22 protein-coding genes are annotated in these 22,718 nt (G+C 61.8%); 11 read left to right on the top strand and 11 right to left on the bottom strand.

The window, feature by feature from the left end:
* Window positions 1-54 precede the first annotated feature (54 nt).
* The 8 genes from ACFVSJ_RS22450 (at window position 55) to ACFVSJ_RS22415 (ending at window position 7,694) form a co-directional block, all read left to right on the top strand.
* Window positions 55-729: a GntR family transcriptional regulator gene (locus ACFVSJ_RS22450; protein ID WP_387439329.1), complete on the top strand. Its 675-nt coding sequence runs from the start codon at window positions 55-57 to the stop codon at window positions 727-729.
* 45 nt (window positions 730-774) lie between these two features.
* A complete protein-coding gene (gene pruA / locus ACFVSJ_RS22445; RefSeq protein ID WP_387439328.1) occupies window positions 775-2,421 on the top strand; it encodes an L-glutamate gamma-semialdehyde dehydrogenase in 1,647 nt (548 codons plus the stop codon).
* A gap of 167 nt (window positions 2,422-2,588) precedes the next feature.
* Window positions 2,589-3,359, top strand: a complete 771-nt coding sequence (locus tag ACFVSJ_RS22440) for an IclR family transcriptional regulator (protein ID WP_387439327.1) — start codon at window positions 2,589-2,591, stop codon at window positions 3,357-3,359.
* Window positions 3,360-3,600: 241 nt separating this feature from the next.
* Complete coding sequence (locus ACFVSJ_RS22435) at window positions 3,601-4,395, top strand: amino acid ABC transporter ATP-binding protein (protein ID WP_387439326.1); 795 nt, start codon at window positions 3,601-3,603, stop codon at window positions 4,393-4,395.
* A gap of 7 nt (window positions 4,396-4,402) precedes the next feature.
* Entirely contained in the window at window positions 4,403-5,050 is a 648-nt protein-coding gene (locus ACFVSJ_RS22430) for an amino acid ABC transporter permease (RefSeq protein WP_387439325.1), read from the top strand.
* Window positions 5,051-5,713, top strand: a complete 663-nt coding sequence (locus tag ACFVSJ_RS22425) for an amino acid ABC transporter permease (RefSeq protein ID WP_387439324.1) — start codon at window positions 5,051-5,053, stop codon at window positions 5,711-5,713.
* A 137-nt stretch (window positions 5,714-5,850) separates the two neighbouring features.
* Complete coding sequence (locus ACFVSJ_RS22420) at window positions 5,851-6,720, top strand: substrate-binding periplasmic protein (RefSeq protein WP_387439323.1); 870 nt, start codon at window positions 5,851-5,853, stop codon at window positions 6,718-6,720.
* Between the two features lie 281 nt (window positions 6,721-7,001).
* Window positions 7,002-7,694, top strand: a complete 693-nt coding sequence (locus ACFVSJ_RS22415) for a GntR family transcriptional regulator (protein ID WP_387439322.1) — start codon at window positions 7,002-7,004, stop codon at window positions 7,692-7,694.
* Between the two features lie 272 nt (window positions 7,695-7,966).
* On the opposite strand, the gene ACFVSJ_RS22410 is transcribed toward ACFVSJ_RS22415, so the two are convergent.
* From ACFVSJ_RS22410 to ACFVSJ_RS22400, 3 genes are all read right to left on the bottom strand, one after another.
* Entirely contained in the window at window positions 7,967-9,283 is a 1,317-nt protein-coding gene (locus ACFVSJ_RS22410) for an aconitase X (protein ID WP_387439341.1), read from the bottom strand.
* Window positions 9,270-9,716, bottom strand: coding sequence for an aconitase X swivel domain-containing protein (locus tag ACFVSJ_RS22405; protein WP_387439321.1), 447 nt, complete (start codon window positions 9,714-9,716; stop codon window positions 9,270-9,272). Before ACFVSJ_RS22405 ends, ACFVSJ_RS22410 begins: the two co-directional genes overlap by 14 nt.
* A 512-nt stretch (window positions 9,717-10,228) precedes the next feature.
* Window positions 10,229-11,017, bottom strand: coding sequence for an IclR family transcriptional regulator (locus ACFVSJ_RS22400; RefSeq protein ID WP_387439320.1), 789 nt, complete (start codon window positions 11,015-11,017; stop codon window positions 10,229-10,231).
* Between the two features lie 270 nt (window positions 11,018-11,287).
* Here ACFVSJ_RS22400 and ACFVSJ_RS22395 point away from each other — a divergent pair, with 270 nt between their 5' ends.
* Window positions 11,288-12,385, top strand: coding sequence for an alcohol dehydrogenase family protein (locus ACFVSJ_RS22395; RefSeq protein WP_387439319.1), 1,098 nt, complete (start codon window positions 11,288-11,290; stop codon window positions 12,383-12,385).
* A gap of 49 nt (window positions 12,386-12,434) precedes the next feature.
* Window positions 12,435-13,544 (top strand): mandelate racemase/muconate lactonizing enzyme family protein, encoded by a 1,110-nt coding sequence (locus ACFVSJ_RS22390; protein ID WP_387439318.1) that lies wholly within the window; start codon window positions 12,435-12,437, stop codon window positions 13,542-13,544.
* A gap of 400 nt (window positions 13,545-13,944) precedes the next feature.
* Here the strand turns inward: ACFVSJ_RS22390 and ACFVSJ_RS22385 are convergent, their stop codons facing one another.
* From ACFVSJ_RS22385 to ACFVSJ_RS22350, 8 genes are all read right to left on the bottom strand, one after another.
* Window positions 13,945-14,208 carry a hypothetical protein gene (locus tag ACFVSJ_RS22385; protein ID WP_387439317.1) on the bottom strand — a complete coding sequence of 88 codons (264 nt, stop codon included), beginning with the start codon at window positions 14,206-14,208 and terminating at the stop codon, window positions 13,945-13,947.
* 286 nt (window positions 14,209-14,494) lie between these two features.
* Window positions 14,495-14,752 (bottom strand): hypothetical protein, encoded by a 258-nt coding sequence (locus tag ACFVSJ_RS22380; RefSeq protein ID WP_387439316.1) that lies wholly within the window; start codon window positions 14,750-14,752, stop codon window positions 14,495-14,497.
* Window positions 14,753-14,883: 131 nt separating this feature from the next.
* Complete coding sequence (locus tag ACFVSJ_RS22375) at window positions 14,884-16,467, bottom strand: aldehyde dehydrogenase (NADP(+)) (protein WP_387439315.1); 1,584 nt, start codon at window positions 16,465-16,467, stop codon at window positions 14,884-14,886.
* Between the two features lie 40 nt (window positions 16,468-16,507).
* A complete protein-coding gene (locus ACFVSJ_RS22370; protein ID WP_387439314.1) occupies window positions 16,508-16,924 on the bottom strand; it encodes an ester cyclase in 417 nt (138 codons plus the stop codon).
* Window positions 16,921-17,484: a flavin reductase family protein gene (locus ACFVSJ_RS22365; RefSeq protein ID WP_387439313.1), complete on the bottom strand. Its 564-nt coding sequence runs from the start codon at window positions 17,482-17,484 to the stop codon at window positions 16,921-16,923. The genes ACFVSJ_RS22370 and ACFVSJ_RS22365 overlap by 4 nt, the downstream gene beginning before the upstream one ends.
* A 32-nt stretch (window positions 17,485-17,516) precedes the next feature.
* Window positions 17,517-18,026 (bottom strand): flavin reductase family protein, encoded by a 510-nt coding sequence (locus ACFVSJ_RS22360; RefSeq protein WP_387439312.1) that lies wholly within the window; start codon window positions 18,024-18,026, stop codon window positions 17,517-17,519.
* Complete coding sequence (locus tag ACFVSJ_RS22355; protein ID WP_387439311.1) at window positions 18,023-19,339, bottom strand: flavin monoamine oxidase family protein; 1,317 nt, start codon at window positions 19,337-19,339, stop codon at window positions 18,023-18,025. The genes ACFVSJ_RS22360 and ACFVSJ_RS22355 overlap by 4 nt, the downstream gene beginning before the upstream one ends.
* A gap of 30 nt (window positions 19,340-19,369) precedes the next feature.
* A complete protein-coding gene (locus ACFVSJ_RS22350) occupies window positions 19,370-20,767 on the bottom strand; it encodes an LLM class flavin-dependent oxidoreductase (RefSeq protein ID WP_387439310.1) in 1,398 nt (465 codons plus the stop codon).
* Window positions 20,768-21,165: 398 nt separating this feature from the next.
* On the opposite strand from ACFVSJ_RS22350, the gene ACFVSJ_RS22345 reads away from it, so the two are divergent.
* Entirely contained in the window at window positions 21,166-22,680 is a 1,515-nt protein-coding gene (locus tag ACFVSJ_RS22345; RefSeq protein ID WP_387439309.1) for an MFS transporter, read from the top strand.
* Window positions 22,681-22,718: the final 38 nt, after the last annotated feature.

Below are 22,718 nucleotides of genomic sequence, written 5' to 3'. Positions count from 1 at the left end.
TAGGCTTACATGTGATCAAATATCACTAACGACCATTCCGGGAAGGAAGGACCCATGGCCCTCCAAATGTCCGCTGCCGTCAAACCAACATTGGTGGCTGACCAGGTGTACGAGGTCTTGGAGGACGCCATCCTGACAGGAACACTGGCGGCTGGACACGCCTTGCGTGTGCGTGACCTCGCTGCCATGGTCGGTACCAGTGTCATGCCGGTCCGGGAAGCCATCCGTCGCCTAGAAGAGGCAGGGCTGGCCACCCGGACCCCGCATAAAGGGGCAGTGGTGAAGACCTTCACGGCAACCGAACTGATCCATATCTATGCCGTGCGGACCATTCTTGAAGTGGAAGCAGCCACCCAAGCCGCTCCCAACATCGGGAAAGGTGACGTCAAGAGGATGCAAGCGTCCTGCAGAAAAATGGAGGATGCCGTGGCCGAGGAGAGGATCGTGGATGCCTTGGCCCTGGACGAGGAGGTTCTCAGGATCTTCTACTCCGCCTCCGGGAACCCTGTCCTGGTCAGCACCATCGATCAACTGTGGCTCCAATGCCGGCCCTACAAGGTCATCGGCGCCACAGAAGCCCTCACCCGAAAAGACAACTCTCTATGGACTCCGCAGCCGGCCCTCGTCCGCGCACTGGCTGCGGGCGATACGACAGAAGCAACTACCATCACGGCCGATTCCCTGGCCAGCGCCCTCCGGCGGCTGGAACAGCGGCTGGAGACCCACTGAACCAAACCGCACCGCCCCGGCAAAACCAACGAGGAGAACCGGATTATGTCCACCCAATCAGTCAGCGTCACCGGAAATTTCAAAGTACCTACTCCCTATAACGAACCGTCCCGTGAGTTCCGTCCGGGTTCGCCGGAAGCAGCTTCGGTCAAGAAGGCCATTGCAGAAATCACTTCCAACGTCCGCGAACTCCCGCACGTGATCAACGGCCAACGCTCCATGACGGGCAAGCTCCGGGACGTGACGGCACCCCACCGCCACTCCCAGGTGCTGGCACGCATCCCCACCGCGGACGAGAGCGTGATCCAGGCCGCAATTGACGCAGCCCTGGCAGCCCAACACGACTGGTCCCGTACACCGTGGTGGGAACGCGCTGCCATCTTCCTCCGTGCCGGCGACTTGGCCGCAGGCAAGTACCGTGACGAGCTGGTCGCCACGACAATGCTTGGCCAGTCCAAGACGTTCCACCAAGCCGAGATCGACGCCGCAAGCGAGGTAGCTGACTTCTTCCGCTACAACGCCCACCTGGCCCAGCAGATCTTCAGTGACCAGCCTGCATCACTCCAAGGCGAGGGCAACACCCTTGACCAGCGCGGTCTGGAAGGTTTCGTCCTGGCCATCACCCCGTTCAACTTCACCGCCATCGCCAGCAACCTCCCAACCACCGCCGCTTTGATGGGCAACGTTGTGGTGTGGAAGCCGTCGGAGAAGTCCTCGCTGAGCAACGACGTGCTGATGCGCATGTTTGAGGAAGCAGGGCTTCCTCCTGGCGTCATCAACCTGATCCACGGCTCCGGGCGACAAATCTCCGACCACGCCATGGCACACCCGGATTTCGCAGGTCTGAACTTTACCGGTTCCACTGATGTGTTCCGCAGCCTCTGGAAGAAGTCCGGCGAACACATCGACCAGTACCGCTCTTTCCCGCGCCTGGTAGGTGAAACCGGCGGTAAGAACGCAGTCGTGGCGCACCCGTCCGCTGATCCTGGCGCTGTCCGCGCTGCGTTGATCCGCAGTGCTTTCGAATACTCAGGACAGAAGTGCTCCGCGGCGTCCCGGACATACCTGCCCCGCAGTGTATGGAACGTGATCAAGGATGAACTCGTCGAAACCACCAAGTCCCTCCGTGTGGGCGACGTCGCCGAACATGAAACCTTCACCGGCGCGGTGATCGACGAGTCCTCATTCCGCAAGCTGGAGGCCGCCTTGGAGAAGGCAAAAGCCCTGGAGAGCCACCAGCTTCTTGCCGGCGGCAACGCCCACGGCGAGGAAGGCTGGTTCGTCGAACCTACGATCTTCGAAACCACCGACCCCCACGCCTTCACCATGAGCGAAGAGTTCTTCGGTCCGATCCTCACCGTCTATGTCTACGACGACGAGGAATGGGAAACCGTACTGGACCTGGTTGACCAAACCAGCAACTACGCGCTCACACTTTCCATCTTCGCCAATGACCGACGCGCCATATCCGTGGCACTCGATAAGCTTCGCAACGCCTCGGGTATGACCTATGTCAACGACAAGCCCACAGGCGCGCTCATGGGCCAGGTCTCCTTCGGCGGCGGACGGGCCTCGGGCACCAACGACAAAACCGGCTCCCGGCTTGCCTTGCAGCGCTGGCTCAACGGCCGCTTCATCCACGAGAATTTCTCCCCCTCCTCCGAATGGCGCCAGCCATACATGGCCCAGTAACAAGGGCACACCAGCCGGCTGGGTGCGCAGCCGCCCACCCAGCCAACCAACCGCCGTCGGACTCCTTCGCAACGACCCGCACGGCACCGGCAGCCGTCGCCTGATACCCCGGGCGGCGGCTGCTGCCCTCTCACCGGTCAGCCCCATGCCCTCCGAAAGCCTCCCCCATGAAAAAACGCATCCCCTCGAAGAAAGCAACCAACGGTTCCCCAACCGACTCGGTGACGAAGCGCGATGAACGGGGCACCGCAATGTCCACATTGCTCCTTTTTGCCAGGCACCGGACCCTGACCAGCCAACAAATCGCCGGTCTCCTGCGCATCCCGGTCTCGACCGTCTACCGGCATCTGCAGACGCTGCTGCAGGCCGGCTTCGTGGTTGAAAACCCGGTCATCGGGCGTTACTCAGCAGGTCCGGAAGTGGTCCGTCTGGCCGACAACTACCGGCAAGAGGCATCAGCGCAGGGCGTGGTCAGACGGCGCCTGGAACAACTCTCCGCAGAGACCGGGGAACTCGCCGCCTACATGGTCCAGAGCAGTCTTGAAGTCATCTGCGTTGATTCCGTCGAAAGCATCCACATCCTTAGCTGCAGCTATGCTCCGGGCCGGTCCCGCCCACTGCTGCATGGCGCGAGTGCTCGCGCCATCATGGCCCACCTCCCAGCCCGGGAAGTCGATGACATCATCACCAGCCACTCCCTGACGCCCGCTGATGAGCAGGCCATACGCAGCGACCTGGAACAAATACGTTCCGGAGGTTACGCCACCAGCCAAGGTGCCCTGGCGCCTGGGGTCTGGGGCGCCAGCGCACCTGTTTTCAATGATTCGACCCTTGCAGGTGTTGTAACCACCATGGTGCCGGTTGAGCGCGCCACAACGGAGACTGAACGGAACCGCTACATCAACCTCACGCGCCAGGCCGCCAGGGACCTCAGCTAGGCCGCCCACGCTGAAAGAAGAAAACGATTCGGCGGGAAAGACCCGTGATCCTAGATATGTGATCACAGATATGGACAGCTGATCGTAATTCGACATAGAGTGACTTAGGGCACATCGCTCCAACATAGCTCCACCGTCAGCGCCGCCCCACGCGAAGAGTGCGAGCAAGGTTCGGGACCAGCGCCCCAAGCGGCGTGAAGACCCCGCTTCGGCTGCGTCACTTAGTAAAGGAATCGGAAAAATGGGCTTAAGTTTTGGCACGAAAGCTCCCCCTACTGCTCTCACTGGCGAGGTGGAGGTGGCCGGGCTTGGCAAGAAGTACGGAGTGATCCAGGTCCTGAAGGACGTGGACCTGTCCATGGCCGAAGGAGAGGTGGTTTCGATCATCGGACCCTCCGGCGCGGGTAAGTCCACGTTCCTGCGGTGCCTGAACTACCTCGAGACCCCGTCCGAGGGCACCATCTCCATCGGCGGCGCCCGCGTCGTGGCCGGTGGGGCGAAACTTCCGGACAAGGCCAGCCTGGACCACCTCCGCCGCGTCACGGGGATGGTGTTCCAGTCCTTCAACCTGTTCCCGCACCTGACCGTGATGGAAAACATCACCCTCCCCCAACGAAAGGTGCTGGGTTCGTCCAAGGAACAGGCCGAGGAAGTCGCCAACAAGCTATTGAAGCGGGTCGGATTGCCGGACAAGGCCTCCGCCTACCCGGCACGCCTGTCCGGCGGGCAGCAGCAACGCATCGCGATCGCCCGGGCCCTGGCCCTGTCCCCGAAAGTCATGCTCTTCGACGAACCCACCTCGGCCCTGGACCCCGAAATCGGCCTCGAAGTGCTCGCCGTCATGCGCGACCTCGCCGACGAAGGCATGACCATGCTCGTCGTCACCCACGAAATGCACTTCGCCCGCGACGTCTCGGACCGCATCATGGTCATGGGCAACGGCGGCGTCCTGGAAATCGGGCCCAGCGAACAAGTCATGACCCAACCAGCCAACGACCGCACCCGCCAGTTCCTCAAAGCCGTCCTGGACCGGTAACCGAGCCATGATCACCCAACTGCTGGCCTCCATCGCCCAAGGCGTCGGCCAAACCCTCTACGTCACCGGAGCCTCGCTCCTGTTCGGCGGACTCATCGGCCTCGTCCTGGTCGGCGCAGCCCGCTCCCCCATCGCCATCATCCGCACCGCGGCGTCCCTGTACATCAACATCGTCCGGGTCATCCCCCCGATCACCTGGCTGTTCCTGATCTACTTCGGCCTGCCCCAATACGCCCTCCGCCTGACCACCATCCAGGCAGCCATCATCGGCTTCTCCATCATCGCCTCAGCGTTCATGGCCGAAATCTACCGCTCCGGCTTGTTAAGCATCCCGGACGGCCAACGCGAAGCAGCCCACGCCCTCGGCATGTCCTCCATCACCACCGTCGCGCACGTCATCACACCCCAAGCGTTCCGCGTAGCCCTGCCCGCGATCGCCACCTACGGCATCGGCCTGCTCAAGGACTCCGCACTGGCCTCCACCATCGGCGTTCGCGAAATCACCTACTACGCCCAACAAAGCGCGAAACAAACCCACGAAGGGCTGCTCTCCTTCGTCGTCGCCGGCGCGCTCTACATCATCATCAGCCTCGTCGTGGCCCTCATCGCCCGACGCGTGGACCTCACACTCCGCCGCAAGATCGGAGTCCTCTAAATGGACCTCATCAACCAATGGCTCGGCTGGCTCCCCAACCTCACCCCAGGACTGGGTGTCAGCCTCCAACTCACCGGGCTCTCCCTGCTCTTCGGCTTCCCCTTCGGACTCCTCCTGGCCGTCCTCGCCGAAGCGAAACCCGCACCCCTGCGCTGGATCTCCTTCCTCTTCGTCGAGATCGGCCGCGGCCTCCCAGCGCTGGTGCTGCTCTACCTGCTCTACTTCAGCCTCCCCGACGCCGGCATCACCCTGACCTCCCTCACCACCGCGATCATCGCCCTGACCTGGAACACCGGCGCCTACGCCTCCGAATACTTCCGCGCAGGCATCAACTCCGTCCCCCAAGGCCAAAAAGAAGCAGCCCTCACCACCGGGCTCCGCGGCTGGACCGGATTCCGGCACATCATCCTCCCCCAAGCCCTCCGCATCTCCACCCCACCCCTGGCAGGCCTCGCCGTCCTCGTCTTCCAAGGCTCCGCACTCGCGTTCGTCATCGCCGTCCCCGAACTCATGTCCAAAGCCTTCGAAATCGGCTCCATCACCTTCGAATACCTCTCCGTCTACACCCTCACCGCCATCATCTACGGCACCCTCACGCTCATCTTCCTCGCAGCCATCAAACTCCTCGAACAACGCCTCGGCCGCCACCTCCAACGCAACTAACACCCGTTACAGCACCAGTAATCACAGATCGATAGTCGAGGCATCGACGGATGCAGACCGACATCCGGCACCAAGGCATCATCTCCGTTCCCATTAACCGGCGGGGCGTCGCCCCGCCACCACTAGAAAGAGACCCCATGTCGCGAACAACCCGTTCCCTCGTGCGCGTACTTTCGGCCGGCACTGCCGCCGGCCTGGTCGCACTCTCCCTCGCTGCCTGCGGCGGCAGCGGTGACGCCTCCGCTGGCTCCGGCGACTGCACCCCTGCCCATAAGGACCTCAAAACCACCACCCCGGGCGAGCTCACCGTAGCCAGCTACGACTACGCACCGGCCACCATAGTGAAGGGCGATAACGTCACGGGCATGGAAGGCGAGCTCATCAACGAGATCGCTAAATTGGAGTGTTTGAAGGTCACCGTGAGCACCTCCGGCGGTGCGGGCGCAGTGATCCCCTCGGTGCAGTCCAAGCGCGTGGACATCGGATCCGGTAGCTGGCTCCGCACCAAGGAACGCACCAAGATCGTGTACCTGAGCACCCCGCTCTGGAGCGACCCGCAGGCCATCATCTCCAAGACGGGCCTCACTAGTGATGATCTCCAAGGCAAGAAGGTGGGCTCCGTGGCTGGAAATCTTTACAACAACAGCCTGCAGAAGTGGCTTGGAGACGACTTCAAGATTTATCAGGATGACGAGTCGATCTACGGTGACCTGAAGGCGGGCCGCATCGACGCCATTGTCGCCTCCGCCGCCTCTGCCAAGTACCGCTTCAAGGACGCCCCCGTTGAGGGCGCGACCGTGGTGGACGTCAAGCCCAACGCCAACGTCCCGGAGTTCGCTGCAGTGGGCCAGGTCATGTTCCCTTCGGCCCTGGACAACCCGGAGCTGGGTAAGGCCCTGGACGAGGACATCGAGAAACTCCGCGAAAACGGCACCATCAAAAACATCCTCGAGAAGTACGGCATGGACCCGGCAGTGGGCGAACCGGGCGAGCCCAGCCTGCTCTAACAGGGCGAGCGAGCAACACACCAGGACGACGCCGTGAGCAACGCGGCGTCGTTCTGGGCTTGGGATAAGAATCTAAAGTACAGGCCCTCGTTGTCAGCGGTCACCAACCCCTCGCAATGACCGAAAACCCCGGATGCGGACAGGGGGCGGTGCTGTCCGTTGGCAGGACAGGGCACGGGTCCCGAGGCGGCAGTCGGTACCGGTCACTGGGATTCGGTTCTTAGCTTCGCCGCAGGCTGATGGTCACTGAGGCGGTCCAGACCTGTCATAAGATCATTTCCATGGCGGGTAAACAGGCAGAGGTTCCTCTTGCTATCTCAGTAACTCCAACCCTCGTCGCTGACCAGGTCTACGAGGCCCTTCGGGGTGCCATCCTCACGGGGGAGCTCCCAGGAGGATCTCCCCTTCGCGTGCGGGACGTTGCCAACATGGTAGGTACGAGCGTCATGCCAGTCCGCGAAGCCATTCGTCGCCTTGAGGAAACAGGGCTCGCAACCCGCGTAGCGGCACACCGTGGCGCGGTCGTTAGACAGTTCACGGTTACAGAACTCATCCACATCTACGACGTCCGCGCGATGCTGGAAGTGGAAGCAGCCCTACGGGGCACGCCAAAGGTCACCAACTCGGAAGTCGAGCTGATGGACGCAGCCCTGTCGCGCATGAATCAAGCCGTGAAGGAAGGCAGGGTAGGGGATGCCCTGGACGAGGACGAGGTACTGCTCCGGACGCTGTACTCGGCCGCGGGCAATCCTGTTCTCATGGACGTAATCGAGAACCTGTGGCTGCAATGCAGGCCATACAAAGTTATCGGGGCCACTGAAGCCATTGAGCGCAATGATCAAAGCCTCTGGACGCCCCAGCCGGCAATCCTTGAGGCAGTGCGGGCAGGAAACACGAAAGCTGTCATCAAGTTGACCAAACAATCTGTGGCTAGTGCGCGCAAGCGACTCGAAAAGCGTCTTGAGACTCAGTGACGTGGTCGGTTCCGAAGCCGGAACGCGTCACGGTCCAGTTGCCGTGTTTTGGCCTCCGGGCGGTTGCTTCTACGACCAATGCCCTCGAACGGCCACCATGACCAGGCAGTGAAACTGGCATCGCAGCTGCATAGGGGCCCGCTTTGGCGTATACAGCCCCAGCATCGATCTCCCGCAGCGCGTTGCCCACCGATACCTCCAATTGCCCCGCGGAGATGCTCAGTTGCTGCCCCTGGAACATCACGAGATTCGGTGGCAGCCAAACACCCGGCTTACTGCGGTGCAAACGGCTCCAGCCACTTCGGTCGGCTAAGACGCAAAGTGCCTGCAACAGCGGATTCCACACAGTCATTAATTGATCCGAAGTAAACACCTCGGCTGGTAAGCCCGGGACCATAATGTGCAAATTTGCCGGAGTTCGTCATGACGGTCTGGGCTGACTCTGGGAAAGAGCTCGGGTTGAGCATGCACAGGCACGTGTCGGTGTTCACGGTTGCACCAAAGTCTTCCAAGGTTTGAAGAAGCCCGGCTTGCTTTGCTTTCTCGTAGGTGAATCTGCTTGTCGTTACCAAAACCGTGGTGTCATGATTTTTCGTCTTTCCCTTGGTGGCAGCAGCCATTTCGACGAATTCTCCGAAGGTAAAGTGCGGGCTGCCTAGGACAACCTGGCTCACTGCCTTCCCAGACCCGGTTGATAGGTCTGCCCACACTTCCTCCAGTTCGTGCAGTTCCACGTCGAGAATTTTCAGTGGTTCCAGGCCCTGAAGTGCGGCGTCCACAGTTTCCGCCTCAGGAGTGATCCCCACCATGTGGAAAAGGCCGACGGCACCTGAAGTGGTGATTGTAGAGCTGAACGCCTTCAAGTCCTCAAGGCTTGGTTTAGTCCTGATGCCGTCAATTACTGGAACCAGTTGACCTGTGTGTTTGCCTATTAAGTATCCAAGGGTGGCGAAGTAGGTTCCGTCCGGATTTTGAACCGCGGGCACGCGGACCAGGAAATTTCCTACCCGGTTGCTTTCCATGTGCAGCCCGGACTGCGGCACACGACCTGTGATTGCAGCGCAGACATCCATGAAATCTCCGTGGCGGTTTGTGCGTGCGCCGATGACGCTGTTGGCGTACGTGATGGCGTTTGATTCTGCCCACAGGATGTCCTGCCCGTACTTCGGCGCATCGGGGTAGACATACGGTGTGCAGGAGAATATCGGCCGGGCACCCATCGCTTCAAAGGCGGAGGCAAGTTCATCGGCTTTGGCGGCGAACTCTTCCTCGATGTTCCGGTCCCGCCACCTCTTCCTATCTATGGAAATCGCATTGATGGTGGTGGGGACCCTGACCTTGGCTCCCAGCTGGGTGAGCTGACGGATGACCCGGAGGCTGCCCTCACCGGTATAGATGCTTCCGCCAATGTGAACGTGGGAGATATCGATGAGGCGCCGTGCCCCTTGAATCCGGGCTATGGCAAGAATAATGCGCATTGCGATCTGGGCAGCTTCACCGTGGTTGCCGGCGAGCATGCGCTTGTCCTCGCGGCTCAGTTGGACAGCGTCTTCTGACGCCGATGCCGAACCAGTCTTAAAGCCCGTCATACAGGCGCACCGTGCCTTCCATATCAATTTCTGCAAATTGGCCGCTGAGTGCACACTCGAAATCGTTGGTGTCCAGCACGATAACCGGAATTGTTTGCTGGTAAAACTCCTCAAAAACAACAACACCCAGGGAAATTATTTCGTCGGCTTCCCTCATGATGATGGCAGCAGGGCCATTTCCGAGGAAAAGCGCATCCACGAGAACGGCGCTGCCTGTGCTAGAGCCCTTACCCTTAGGGAGGACAAGGATCTTGCCAGCGACGCTTTGGCCGCGAAGGGAATGGCGATGATCAATGACGGTGCCCGTGCTGGGATCCAGGCCGCCCCAGAAGCTCAGCATTTGTTGACTACTTATCACCTCTCCGCGGCCGGCGCCGGGCACCAGTACCTGCGAAGCCTTCGCGACATGAGTTGGCTTGGTAGTACTCGTCATTCGTTCTTCCTGTTGTTTGTTTAGCTACTACAGAGGTGCGGTTGGAAAGCTGCCGGTGGCGGGAGCGCCAGAAGGTCGAAGCTGCTCCTCGCAGCCTGTGGTTCGTTGCGTTGCTGGGGGAATGGATTGACGCGCTCTGCTCCTGCCACGGCGTACGGCGCGGATGCAAAGATGATCCCGGCCGGACTGGTGGCGAGCACCGGAGCGGGGACTCTGGCCCCTGCTTGACGGCGCCCGGTGGTGTGGACGCCTGGCATGTGCGTCGCCACTTGGAGGTCTAACCACAATATAGATGAGATTTGTGATCTCATCAATAGGCAACCCTCCGGCCCGGTTCCTTCCCGGCAGCCTTAAATGACCTGGTCTGGAACCTGTCCTCGGGAACCGGCCGAGTCTGCATCGAGGAATTCGTCGGACACCGGAGGCTGCCGAAAGACCGTCGGCGTGCCCGACCAATGTGTGGAATAGCTGCCAGCCAGCCGTTAGGGGCAGATTTATGAGCCGGCAGGAGCTCAGGATGGGCTGACAATCATTCCAAGTCTCGCGGCGTCCGCGCGAAGTGTCTCTACGTAGAAGGTGATGTCTGTTGACTTCATCCGCTGCGAGAGTCCCGAAGCCGCGAGGCCCGCGACGAGTCTGCCTTGGCCATCGTGGACCGGTACCGCTACGACAAAGAGGCCCTCTTCGAGCTCACCGTCCAGTGTGGCGAAGCCCTGGATGCGGGCTTTGTCGAGCTCAGCAAGCAGTGCTGCGCGATCCGTAATCGTGAACTCCGTCATTGCGTCCAGTTCCGCCGGCACTACGGAGTGGATCTGGCGCTTGTCAACGTTCGCTAGCAGGATTCTTCCGGTAGCGGTTGCGTGCAGCGGGAAGCTGCGGCCTACATACTGCTGGGAAGGGGCCAGCAAACGGGTGCTGGAAGCCTGGGCAATCGTCTCCTGGGTAGTGGAGCTGGTGAACATGACGAACTCGACGGATTCGTTGACCTTGGCCGCGAGGCCATCCAGGATTACCTGTACGCGCGGCAGGATGTCCCTGTAGGGGTCTGCAAGCCGGCCGAGGTGGGCTGTCCGCCAGCCGAGCTTGAAGGTGCCACCCTCGCGGGCAAGAAGCCCGGTGTGGACAAGACTCTGGAGGATCCGGAAGGCCGTGGGGCGGGGCACGTCCGTCTCGATGGCGAGCTGCGCCGCACTGGCACCATCAGGGTGCTCGCCGACGGATATGAGGAGCGAAGCTGCCCGGAGGGCCGACCGATTCAGCTGGCTTAGCTCAGGGTCAATATCGGTCTCTCTGTCGTTCATGTCCGGCACCTGTCCGCTGATGGGAGACACCCCCCCTGCTCTGATCTATCGGGTTTCCATCCTACGGATCACGTCAGGAAAGACACATCCGGCACAAAGGCCCTCGCCCCAAACTATCCACCGCTCCAGCGCGGTTCTCGGTGCTCCCCCGCAACAGGGGATTGTCTTGACCCGGACCGCTGTGCAAAAATGAACAAGATGTCCATCAATTGGACAGACTTAGATCTACAAGCACACCTCAACTCACCTGCATCCGCGAAAGGATCGACGATGACCCTGCCCACGACCATGGCGGCCGTCCTGCTCACCGGCCATGGAGGCCCAGAAAAACTTGAGTACCGTACCGACGTTCCTGTGCCCAAACCGCGCGCCGATGAAGTTCTTATCCAGGTCGAAGCGGCCGGTATTAACAACACCGATATCAACACCCGCATCGGCTGGTACTCGAAGGCAGTGAGCGGGGACACCAACTCCACAGCAGCCAGCGGCGCAGACACCGCTGATGCCGACGATGCCTCCTGGTCTGGCGTGCCGCTAAGCTTTCCACGCATCCAGGGCGGGGACGTATACGGCAGGATCGTCTCTGTAGGCAATGATGTCGATGAAAGCCGGATCGGGGACCGCGTCCTTGTCCGCACGCTGATGCGCCACTACGTTGAGCACCGGCCCTATGAATGTTGGACTTACGGCAGTGACTGTGACGGTGGTTTCGCCCAATTCGCAGTCGCACCCGACAGCGAGGCCTACGCAATCGACTCGGACGTCTCAGCGACAGAGCTGGGAGCTGTCCCTATTGCCTACTCCACCGCGGAGGGCATGCTGCACCGGGTCCGGTTGGGTGCGGAGAAAGTCGTCATTACGGGCGCCTCCGGCGGGGTAGGTCTCGCGGCCGTGCAACTGGCCAAGCTGCGCGGGGCGGAAGTCATCGCCATCTGCTCATCCAGCAAGGCCGACGTCGTCCTCGCTGCCGGCGCGGACCAGGTGATTGAACGTGGCGCGGACTTGGTCGCCGAACTGGGCCCCCGTTCGGTGGATGTAGCGGTAGATGTAGTTGGAGGGGCGGGTGTGTCCGAACTGTTGGGTCTGCTTCGCCGCGGGGGCCGATACGCCATTGCCGGCGCCATCGGGGGGCCGCTGTCCGAGATCGACCTGCGCACGATCTATCTCAACGACCTTTCATTGTTCGGCTGCACCTTCCAGGAAGACGAAGTGTTCGAAAACCTGGTGCGGTACGTCAATAGTGGCCAGATCCGGCCGCTCGTTTCCAAGACCTACCCGTTGAGCGAGATCCACCGTGCACAAGAGGACTTCGTTTCCAAGTCATTCCCCGGCAAGCTCGTGCTCGTACCGCCTGCCGTTCAGTCGTAGCCCCGGCCCGTGTGGCGCCAAGAAACATAGGACCCAGGAATCGGAACCCATGAAAATTACAGAGATTGCCATCTACGCCTACGATCTTCCCGTGCGAAACGGCCCCTACCGTATGTCACATGGTGAGATCTTCTCACTCAACACCACTCTCGTTCGTGTAACTACCGACACCGGACTGACTGGTTGGGGCGAAACGTGTCCCCTCGGCCCAATCTATGAACAGACCCATGTAGGAGGCACCCGCACAGCCCTGGCCGAAATGGCTCAGGGGCTTGTCGGACAGGATCCGACCAATATTGTTCTGCTGCACCGGCGCATGGACGACCTACTCTACGGGCACCGGTACGCCAAGGCTGCATTCGACATCGCAGCCCACGACATCACAGGCAAACACCACGGCGTTCGTGTCGCCGATCTGCTCGGCGGCGCCGAAACTGAACGGATTCCCTCATATTATGCGCTGGCCGTTGACGAACCCGACGTTGTTGCCGAACGCGCCGCAGTGAAAGCGGCAGAAGGCTACCCCCGGCTGCAGCTTAAAGTTGGGGGCCGCCCGGTTGATCTGGACATCGAGACGATCCGCAAGGTCTGGGAGCGCGTCGGAAACCGGGGAATCAGCTTGGCCGTCGATGCCAACCGCGGCCTAACGGTGCGCGACACACTGCGGCTCAGCCGCGAATGCCCTGACATCCCCTTCATCATCGAACAGCCCTGCAACACTATCGAAGAGGTACTGGATGTGCGTTCGCGCACAAACCATGCGGTCTATCTGGACGAACTCACCACCGACCTTGCCAAAACCGTCGGCGCTGTTGCCCGGCGCGAATGCGACGGCCTCGGTCTGAAAGTCACCCGTGTCGGCGGTTTGCATCCTATGTCGGTCATTCGCGATGTGTGTGAGACCTACTCAACGCCCCACACCAGCGACGATTCCTGGGGCGGAGACATTATCGCCGCCGCCTGCGCGCACTTGGGAGCCACCATACGGCCTGACCTCAACGAAGGCGTATGGATTGCCCAACCCTATATCGAGGGCCACTACGACCCTCGCGGCGGCGTCACGGTCGAAGGCGGCCACATCCGTCTGCCGCAAGGACCCGGCCTCGGCATCGAACCAGACGAAACACTCTTTGGATCACCCCTGGCAGTGTTCGGCTAGCCAGTCCCGGGCACCAAGCAGCAATGCCCGGCGCCGTCGGTGTGGATGCCGCCCCGACGGCGCTCCGGCGGCTCCGTTATCGTCGTAAGCCCGGAAACCGGCCGGTGACGCTGGTACCGGGAACCATCTTGGCTGCCGAGAGGCAGCTGCCCGGGAATATGAGTTAGCCGGCCCCGAGCGTGATGTCGTATGCAGCTATGCGGCGGCAGAGCCAGACAAGTGCCCAACGGGGCTGCCGTAGACGGTATTCGTGTTTCCCTCCGCGACGACCTGGTCATCATAGGTGATTGACACCCCGGGTATCGGAGAAGTTGAATTCGCTGAGCTTGCGAGGTTGTCCGCCCAGGATGATTCCGGCGCTTGAGCCACTGTCTGCGAGCGTGTCGTAAATTGTGATCTTCTAGTCGCGGGCCCGCGAGTCGATGATTTCAAGTGCAGGAACCACAAAGTCTGTCGCTGCAATGATGCCCACGGCCGTGACATGCGGCCCGCCAACGTTGCGTTTGCACACGAAGTCTGGCTCGAGCTCGATATAAGGTTCAATGAGCTCATCCTGTGACCGCGGCAGGTTTTCGGGGTAAAACTGGCTGGCCAGGAGATAGCCGAAATCGGGTTCATCGACAGCAAAACTGTTCCGCTCGGCCTTAGCAAGGTAGCCAGGCATGACGCCCGCCTCTTTGTCACTGTCCCCTACCTAACGGCAGAGACTTCCTGCTGCATCCTAAAGGCGTCAGCACCAGTTCGATCGTCGGTGGACTCACTAGTGCTGGACTCACGGGGTCATCCTCGCGCCTGTGACTGGTCTTTGGTTGCAGAATGCGCGCCGCGGTGTCTGTGACCCTTATGGGCATCCACGTATCACCTTTAAGCCTGCGGGGATGCTTTCGCTGTCCACCATAGAGGACGCAAGTCCGGGAAACTCCAATAGGGCGGCTGAAAGCCATTGCCTTCTACGGCTGGTTGCGCGGTGCCGATACGGCCACGCTGCGGGTTTCGCTGCGGGTCACCAGGACGCGGCCAAGGCCCCTATCCTGGAATAGCCAAAAGAGCGTACGGTCGATCGCGATCATGTCGATCCGACCCGCCACTGTTTGGCCGTCCGTGCGCAGTACGGTGACGTGGTCGTCCCTGCGCAGCTTGGACCAATCAGGGATTGGATGCTTCCCCCGGGGTGCGACCGGAGCTTGCGGGGGTACGGATCTGGTCATTTCGTTATCCCGCTTTGGCAATGGGTGAATGCCCCTTGCAGGGGCCTTGGGACTGGTTTCCGGCCCCGGGCGTCTCGTGCGAGAGGTTAGCCCGGGGCCGGATTCTTGGGGTCCGGGAGCCGGACTTGTCTTTATTCGGGTTTGCCGTCCACGAGGCGGTTGATGTGCCAGGGGTTGGCGTCTTTGACGGCTGCCGGTCGCAGTTCCTCAGGGAAGTTTTGGTAGGCAACGGGGCGCAGGAACCGGTCGATCGCCAGCGTTCCCACAGACGTGGTCTTCGCGTCCGAGGTCGCCGGGAACGGCCCACCGTGGACCATGGCGTGACCCACTTCGACGCCCGTCGGCCAGGCGTTGATAATGATCCGGCCGACCTTGCGTTCCAGCGTGGGGATCAGAGGAGCGGCGGCCTCGTAGTCGGCGTCGGTCAGGTGCAGGGAGGCCGTCAGCTGGCCTTCCAGCTTGGCCGTGGCTTCGACGAGGTCCTCAATACCCTTGTAGCGGACTACGAGGGATGCGGCGCCGAAGACTTCCTCGTGCAGGACGGGGTTGTTGATGAACACGTCGAGGTCAGCGCCGAAGACGGCGGGTGCGGGTGCGTTCTCACCGGGGCCCTTTGTGCCGCGGCCAAGGATTTCGACGTCGGGGGCTGCTTCGAGCGCGTCGTGGCCGTGCTGCCAGGCGGTGGCGATTCCACCGGTGAGCATGGTTTGTCCGTGAAGATGGGCGATCTCAGCCGTGACGGCCGAGGCAAAGCGTTCGCCTGATTCTCCGGCCGGAACGAACACCAGCCCGGGCGAGGTGCAGAGCTGGCCGGAGCTGCCGGTGACGGAGCCGATGTACTGCTTGGCGAGGGCAGTGATGTCGTCGCCGGTGCCTGCGAGGGCGCCGGGGAACACATAGACCGGGTTGATGGAGGACATCTCCGCGTAGACCGGGATCGGTTCGGGGCGTGCCGCGGCGGTCCGCATGAGGGCGGTGCCGCCGGCACGGGAGCCGGTGAAACCCACTGCCTTGATTACGGGGTCTGCTGCCAGGGCCTGGCCGATGCTTGCGCCGGAGCCGTAGACGAGGGAGAACACTCCTGGGTGCAGTTCCAGGTCCTTGACGGACTTGGTGATGGCGTGGCCGACGAGTTCGGCAGTGCCCGGATGGGCGTTGTGGGCCTTCACGATCACCGGGCACCCTGCGGCGAAGGCCGAGGCTGTGTCTCCACCGGCGACGGAGAAGGCGAGCGGGAAATTGCTGGCACCGAAGACAGCGACGGGCCCCAGGGGAATCTGGCGCTGGCGGATGTCGGCACGCGGCATCGGGGTGCGCTCGGGCTGGGCGGGGTCGATCCGCGCACCGCGGAAGTCGCCCTGGCGGACAACATCGGCGAAGAGGCGCAGTTGGCCGGTAGTGCGGGCACGCTCGCCCCGGAGCCGGTCCAGGCCGAGCCCGGTCTCCTTGGAGGCGCGTTCGATGAGTTCCTCGCCGATGGCTTCGATGTTTTCCGCGATGGCGTCCAGGAACCGGGCGTGGTAGTCGGGGTCAAGGGCGCTGAAGGATTCGAAGGCGTGCTCGGCTGCGGCCGTGGCTTCCTGCAATTGCTTTTCGCTGATAAGCGTGTAGGAGGGTTCCAGTTGTTCATTGGTTGCCGGGTTGATGCCGAAGGCGGTGCCGGCGGTGCCGGCGGTTACCTCGCCGGCGATAAGGGAATGACCGTGAAGTGTCATGAGGGGTGCTCCTGGGTTGATTGGCTTAGGTGTTTCCTGCTCAGTTGTTGCCGGGGCCCAGGTGCCAGATTCCCAGCGCTGAGAGGAGCTCGCGGGGATCCCATATGACCCATTCTTCGGCGAGTTTGTCGCCGAAGAAGGTCAGGAACGAGGCCCCTGTGACGGTGACGTTGCGGCCTGTAGCGGGCACGTCCATGAACTCTCCGGTGTGCGTGCCGGTGGTCTGCCAGCGGATGGCCACATGGTCGCCGTCCTCAATGATCTGAAGGATCTCTGTTTTGGAATCGGGGAAGGCTGTGTGCATCTCTTTGATGGTTTCCCGCAACCTGGTGTATCCCTCGGCGCCGGATTTGGAGCGGCGAACGTAGCCAGGGGCCAGCAGTTGCTCGAAAGCGGAAAGGTCGCCGTTGCCCCAGGCACCGTTCCACGCCTTGAGGATGATGTCGTAGCGGCTCATGATGCGCTCCTTGCTTCTGCCGGGGCTGCTACAGCCGGTGCAGGAAACTCGATGGGAAGGTACTGGCCGAACTTGCCGCCACGGAAGAGCAGGGCGTCCCCGCTGCCTTCCTCCATGTTCGTGACGGATCCGACCACCATGTAGTGGTCGCCAACGACTACTTCGGCCGTGACGATGCAGTCGATGTAGGCCGTGGCGCCGTGCAGGTGGGGGGTTCCGAGCGGTCCCGGGCTGCAGGGCAGCCCTTCAAACTTTTCAGGGCCCTTACGGGAGAGTGACTTGCAGATGGGGATCTGGTCATCGGCGAGGATGTTCGCCGTGAACTTTTGCAGTTTGCGCAGCTTCGGCCAACTGGAGGAGGACTTGTCCACGCAGAACATCACCAAGGGCGGCTCCAGCGACAGGGACTGGAAGGTGCCTACGACGAGCCCAAGCTTTTCGTTGTCGTCGTTGATGCCGGTGATGGCGGTGACGCCGGTGGGCAGCTTGCCCAGGATCTGGCGGTAGAAGGCAGGTGTGATGTCGGCTGGTGCCGGCGGATTGGCTGGGGTGATATCCATGTCAATCTTCCTTGATCGAAGGGATGGAGATTTCAGTGGTTGTGGGTGAAAGTGCCGAAGCGGCCGCCATGGAAGATCAACGGCTCGCCTTCACCGGGGGTCATGTCCAGGACGCGGGCGATCACGACGACGTGGTCCCCTGCGGTGAATTGCTGTTCGACGCGGCAGTCGAACCATGCCAGGGCTCCGTGCAGGTGCGGGGTTCCCCACTCGGATTCACTCCAGTCCACGGTGCCGAGCTTGTTTTCGCCTTTGGCCGAAAGTGCCTTGCATACGCTTTGCTGGTTGTTGGCCAGCAAGCTGACGCTGAACGTTCCAGCCTCGGAGATTTTCGGCCAGCTGGTGGACGAATGCATGACGCTGAATGTCACGAGGGCTGGTTCCATCGACAACGAGGCGAAGGTTCCCACAATCATGCCGTTGTGGACCCCAGTTAGGACGTCCGTGGAGCATACGGCTGCGACGCCGGTGGGCAGGTGCCGCATCACGGAACGGTAGGTGTCGCCGCTGATGGGACGGGCGGCAATGGCGGTGCTGGTCATGGCTGGGCTTTCAGTTCCTGGTTGATCTGGCGGCTGACGCGCAGGCCGGATTCGATGGCGCCGTCGAAGAAGCCTGCCCAGATGTTGGCGATGTCGCCGCTGGCAAAGTGCAGGGCTCCTTCGGATGCTTGCTGTGCTGCGTGGTATTTGGTGAGCTGGCCGGGGCGCTGGACGAGCCAGGTTTCCTCGGCGTAGGGGTCCTCACCCCATTTGTGTCCGGTGACTTCGATGACTTCCAGGTCGTCGCGCCATACCTTGATGGCTTCCTGGACCTGCTGGATGTCCGTGACGTCGATGCGGTTGCCGTCGGCGCCGAAGCCCACCAGGACGGCGTCGTCCTCGCCAACGAATTCGGTGCGGATCACCGAGAGGGGCTTGTCCTGGGCGGAGTAGGCGAAGAACGGCTTGATGGGGCCCTTAACCCGGATCCAGGCTTTGACGCCTTGGGAGGCCGTGCGTTCGCGGGACGGGGCGAGCTTGCCCTCGGACAGGGCAGGTGTGACGTCGAGCTTGTGCAGGACGTTGACGGGCAGGGTGATGACGATCTTCTTCGCGCGGATCTGCTGGCCGTCGCCGTAGGTGACCGTGCCGCCGTCGTGGTTGTGTTCCACCCGGGTGACCGGGGAGTTGAGGCGGATGTCCGCCGCAGTGTCTGCGGCGATCGCGTTGATCAGGCCATCGTTGCCGTCCTTGAGGCGGTAGATAGCCGAGGCCTCGTGCATGAGGTGCCAATGGCCGGAGGAACCTGCGGTCCAGCGCAGGGCGTTGACGTAGGCGCACTGGTCCAGGGGTGCGTTGAAGTGGCCCACCCAGGCGGCTTCGTTGGCGTTGCGCTCGTCCTCGGAGAGGTCCAGCTTGTCCAGCATTTCCTGCAGATTGTATTGGTCTGCGTCGGCCAGGTTCTCCACCGTGAGCGGCGCGTCGGGGCGGGGCAGCCACTTGACCGTGTCCTCGAGCAGGCGTGTCATGCCGGGGTCGATGAGCTTCATGAAGTCGTCCAGGTTGCCGTGGCGAACTTCGTTGCCGGCCAGCCAGAACGTCTCTTCCGAGCGGGGGCCGCGAGAGACGTCCAGGCCGTACCGGGTGACTTCGGCCCAAACGTGGGGCTGGGTCCAGTGCATCCAGTTTCCGCCGAGTTCAAGGTTCTGGCCCAGGCGGCGTTCGGTCCACAAGCGGCCACCGAGCCGGTCGCGGGCCTCAAGGACAACAACGTGGTGGCCTCGGTTGGTCAGTTCGCGGGCAGTGATGAGTCCGGCCAGTCCGGCGCCGATGACGACGACGTCGGCCTGTTCGGTGTCGAAGGTTTCAGTCATGGGTATCTCCGTTGATCTAGGTGGCGATGCTTAGGGGGCGGCCGGGGCGAGGTTCTTTGCGCGGTGGGCCGTGGCGGGGTGGCCGTCAAGGGTGTACTTCTGGCCGAAGAGCTTCTCGCGCAGCGTCACCGGTTCCTGCTCCTCATCGCGGGGCGGGGCGATCAGGCCCTGTGCGCGGAGCTCGGGAAGAGCGAGTTCAATGAAGTCCTCCCAGCTTCCGGGCTTGGTGGTGTAGCTGAGGTTGATGCCGTCAACATCTGCTTCGTCCCGCCAGCGGCGCAGTTCCTTAGCCACTGTTTCGGGGGAACCGATCACCGTGGATCCGGTTCCACCGACGGCGAGGAACCCGGCGATTTGGCGCGGGGTCCAGTCGCGGTCCGGGTCGGCCTTGGAGAACATGTCCACCATGGATTGCCCGGCCTTCGTGCCTACCGAGCGGAGCGGAGTGTCGAGTTCGTACTCGGACATGTCGATTCCGGTCCAGCCGCTGAAACGCGCCAGGATGCCGTCGATCGGGGCGTTGTCCACGGCATTCCGGTACTTGGCCTGAGCCTCTTCATCGGTGGGAGCCACGACCACGGTCAACAGGACGACGATCCTGACGTCGCCCGGGTCCCGGCCGGCGTCGGCCACGGCCTGGCGGAGCTTCTCCACCGAGCGTTGGGTGCCTTCAACGGAGGTGCCCTGGAGGAACACGACTTCGGCGTGCTTGCCGCCGAATTCCATGCCTCGTGATGAGGCGCCGGCCTGGAACAGGACGGGGGTCCGCTGCGGGGACGGTGCACACAGGTGGAAGCCCGGAACAGTGAAGTACTTACCGGAGTGTTCGATCTGGTGGACCTTCGCAGGGTCGACGTACGTCGCCGAGGCCGGGTCATTGGCTACGGCGTCTTCTTCATAGGACGCTTCCCAGAGCTTGTAGACCACTTCCATGTATTCATCGGCCATGTCGTAACGCTCGGCCGGCGTGAGCTGCTGCTCACGGCCGAGATTGCGGGCCGCGGCTTCGGAATAGGAGGTCACGATGTTCCAACCCACGCGGCCGCCGGTGAGGTGGTCCAGGCTGCTGAACTTCCGGGCCAACAGGTATGGCGGCTCGTAGGTGGCCGAGACGGTCACGCCGAAGTTGAGGTGCTTGGTCACTGCCGCCATGCCGCTGATCAGGACCGTGGGATCGTTGATCGGAATCTGGGCAGCATCCCTGAGGGCTGCGTCTCCGTTGCCGCGATAGACATCGTGGTAGCCGACGTTGTCTGCGAAGAAGATGCCGTCGAAGCCGGCGTTTTCCAACATCTGCGCAGTGCTGGTCCAGTACTGCAGGTCGGTGTAGCGGTGACCTTGGTCGCCGTCGTTCCTCCACGACCCCGAGGTCAGGTGGGCGGGGGCGAAAACATCAAAAGCAAACAGGCTCAAAGGCGCATTTTTCATGGCAGCGGTGCTTCCTTGGACTCGTGCCGGACTGTGCAGGCAACTTCACTGACAACGTTCATCTTATGAACACTGCGTTCAATTTAGAATGTTGCTTGGATCACTGTCAAGAGGCCGGAAACATTGGGGGCTCCAGTCGGGTGATCCTTGACACGCAATGTGTCGGCTGTCATATTTTGATCATGACGTTCAACAAGCGAACGTGCGCATTCCTGTATCAAGGAGCTCCTTCACGGTCCAGTTTCTGCCGTACGAAAAGAACCCGCCTTGGAATCCAGCGGATGAGAACACGGAAGTCCTCCGCGACGAAACGACGAACCACGACTTGCCCGGTGTCTTCCACCAGTCGCCGGCTGTCAGGACCGGGGCTTCCCACTTCAAGACACAAAAGGACAACGATGTTCGAAAAATCCGAAACGCAACGCTCGGCCGCCGTCCGTGATACTAGGCGTCTGCGAAGTGAAGACTGCATAATTGTCGACAACAGCGAGCTGCGAAAGGCACAGATCGGTGCTGGCGTAGGCAATTTCATCGAGTGGTATGACATCGGAATTTACGGCTACTTGGCTGTGACCATGACGTCTGTTTTCACTGAAGGCATGGACGAGCGCATGGGCCTGCTGATTACCTTGCTGGGCTTCGCCGTTTCCTTCGTGGTGCGTCCTCTCGGCGGTATGATCCTGGGCCCTCTCGGAGACAGGATCGGCCGACGAAAGGTCCTCTTCTTCACTATGGCCCTGATGGCCGCCGCTACCACGGTCATCGGTTTGCTGCCCTCCGCCGGGCAGGTGGGCCTCTGGGTCATCATTCCCCTCTACCTGCTGAAGATGCTCCAGGGCTTCTCCACCGGCGGCGAGTATTCGGGCGCCGCAACGTACATCGCGGAGTTTTCCCCGGACCGCAACAGGGGCTTCATGACCGCCCTGCTGAACTCCGGCTCCATGCTTGGCTTCGCCGTGGGCGCCGGCGTGGTTGCCGTGACGACCATGGTGACCACGTCGCAATGGGGCGAATCGGCCATGCGCGACGGCGGCTGGCGCATACCCTTCCTGATCGCCCTGCCCTTGGGCATCGTCGCCATCTCCCTGCGAAGCCGGATCCCGGAATCGCCCAGCTTCGAAGTGGCCCACGAAAAGACCGCCACCCAAAACGTAAACCCCATCTTCGTGCGCCAAAACCTGCCGAACATCCTGCGTTTCTACTGGCCGCAGATTCTCATCGGCATCGCCCTGATCGCGGCGGACGGAACCTCCTCTTACATGCTCACCAGCTACATGCCGACGTACTTGGAGACACAAGTTGGTTCGCATGCCGTGCACACCGCAGTCGCCGCCGTCGTTGTTTTGGTGCTCCAGGCCATCCTCATACCAGTTGTTGCCCGCTGGTCCGACCGTATTGGCCGTAAGCCGATCTACACCATGGCCGCCGTCGGGAACCTTGTTTTGCTCATCCCCGCTTTTGCCCTCATGCACGTCGGTGCCCTATGGTCCCTTTACCTGGCCATGTTCCTGGTGATGGTGCCCAGCGCGTTCTTCCTGGCGCTGACCGGTGCTGTCATGTCTGAGCTGTTTCCCACCGCTTCGCGCTACGGGGGTGTGGGGGTCACCCACAACCTGTCCATTTCGATCTTCGGCGGTACCACGCCCCTGGTCAGCCAGATCCTCGTCGAAGTCACAGGCAACGCTTACGCGCCGGCGTTTTACATCATGTTTTTCTCGGCCGTCGCCCTTGTAGCTGTCGTGAAGATGCGCGAATCCGCCGCGCGTCCGCTTCTGGGCTCCGTCCCCGTGGTCAGTAGCAGTGACGAGGCGGAAGCCTTGGTCAAGGATCAGGACAACAACGAACGTCTGGACACTGCGACCATGCTGCTGACTTCGGAGCCTGTGGGAACCGCTGGTTCCTCGCACCGCTGAGAGTCGGCCAGACACCGGGCAGGGCAGTGTGACCCCAA

The sequence above is a fragment of the Paenarthrobacter sp. NPDC058040 genome, assembly GCF_042885775.1.
GTDB lineage: Bacteria > Actinomycetota > Actinomycetes > Actinomycetales > Micrococcaceae > Arthrobacter.
Note: the sequence above shows the minus strand (reverse complement) of the source record. Positions and strands in the feature narration are given on the sequence as shown.